A 1726-nucleotide genomic window follows, 5' to 3' on the forward strand; every position below is an offset into this window, starting at 1 on the left:
AGGAATAAACTTTCTATTGACTTCACATAAAGTAGGCTACAGGATGACTGCGCTTCATTATATCTGAATATTCATGCATGACAACTAACTTTCCGGGTAGTTTTTTTTATCAAAAAACTTAAATTTCACTTAAGAAGTTGACTTGATCATAGATACAGATAAGTTATTAGTAATGCGTATAATCCGCATTCTTAGTTATTTGTTGTTGTGTCAACTGCGATGAAACCTCTACTGGTAAAAGATTTCAGCTTCATAATATGTCTGTTTACTAACTGTACATATGTCATCAAGTTGCTGTTTTGCTTGAAGTTATAGTAAATGAGAAGATACTTGCCCAGACTAAGTAATATACGCTCTGACACAAGGTAAGATTTATTTATTTTCAAAGTAAATTGTGGATACGATGAAAAGCAAATATTGTTCTGGATTAGTAAGTAGAAACTGAGTATTAATCTAGACTTATTAACTTTGCGAGTCACAAAAAGTTATATAATCACACCAGCAACAGGCTAGACTATCGCTTTGGAATAGCAGACATGAGTATAGAGGAGTCAGAGTGATGATGCGGCTAATGATCGCGATTATTCTGCTGTGGCTATTAACTGCGTGTACCACGAGTGTTCTCGCACCAACTAGCCAGTTAGTGGAAAAAGCAATTGCACTTGAATTACAGCAAACCCAACAGCAACTCAACCAACAATTAGATTTAGATTTTCAGGGATTTGAAATCAATCGCCTATCAATTACTCAGCGAAAAGCTTTGACAGTTGAGAATTTACCCACATACCACGTTCAGGGAACCTACAACCTCACGTTCAAACTTCCAAAACGAAAATTGACACAACCTCAAAAACCTTTTGAAGTTTACCTGCAACTCCAAAGAGAAGGTAAAACTTGGCGATTACTGGTTCCCGAAGATCATGGCAAGGATTCTAAACAAGTTTGGCGCAGTTATTCTATCTAATGTCTGTGTGTAACTCTAAAAACCATCACAAGCATTTGTGCGTGTCTGTTAACCCCTCGCCAAGATTGAGGTGATACCTTTTGAACACAAGACAATATGTATTTTAACTTCTTTATCGGTTCCAGTTTTGGAATTACGGTTCTAGTGCTGTTGGGTTTTAGCGTACTGCAATGGTTCCATATTCCTACTGGCAACTTTCTTGACTGGGTGATTGGAGGAGCAAGTTTTTGGTGGTTGTTGGTGATTGTGACTGTACCGTGGAATGTTTATTTTCAGGCAAAAGAAGTCTTGGCAGAAGGGTCACAATCAACTGAAAAAGGAATTCCAGTGGATGAGAAACAACTGGAGTACGTTAAAGTTTTGGCACGGCGATCGCTTGTCGTCGCTCTTGCCCTACACTTATTTTCAGCTATTAGTCTTTACCTTCTCGCCGCCACTGGTATTAGTGCAGTCGGCTATGTCAGTTCTGGTGCTGCTTTGCTCTTAACTGGATTACGCCCAGCTGTCAGTGCTTATGAATATTTGTATGCACGATTGGTTATGATTCGCCAAGAATGGAAATATCCACGTGAAGATGTTGTTGAACTCCGTTTTCGTTTCAACACTCTAGAAGAAACCGTTAAGCGTTTAGAAGAACAACTTAATCCAGAACAGCCCTACTCCTTAGCAGCAAATCAGCAAACTTATTTAGAAGAAACGCGCAAAGAATTAGCCAGAATTGCCGCTAGTGTAGAAGAATTACGTGCCACAAATCAAATAGAA

2 protein-coding genes are annotated in these 1726 nt (G+C 38.8%); both read left to right on the forward strand.

Annotated features, from left to right (window positions below; genetic code table 11):
- Window positions 1-562: 562 nt before the first annotated feature.
- On the forward strand, window positions 563-964 hold the full coding sequence (locus DP116_RS25620; protein WP_169157839.1) for a hypothetical protein: 402 nt from the start codon (window positions 563-565) through the stop codon (window positions 962-964).
- Between the two features lie 96 nt (window positions 965-1060).
- Window positions 1061-1726, forward strand: a 666-nt coding sequence (locus DP116_RS25625) for a hypothetical protein (protein ID WP_246275794.1), incomplete at its 3' end; no start/stop codon positions are given.

Source organism: Brasilonema bromeliae SPC951, assembly GCF_012912135.1.
Classification (GTDB): domain Bacteria; phylum Cyanobacteriota; class Cyanobacteriia; order Cyanobacteriales; family Nostocaceae; genus Brasilonema; species Brasilonema bromeliae.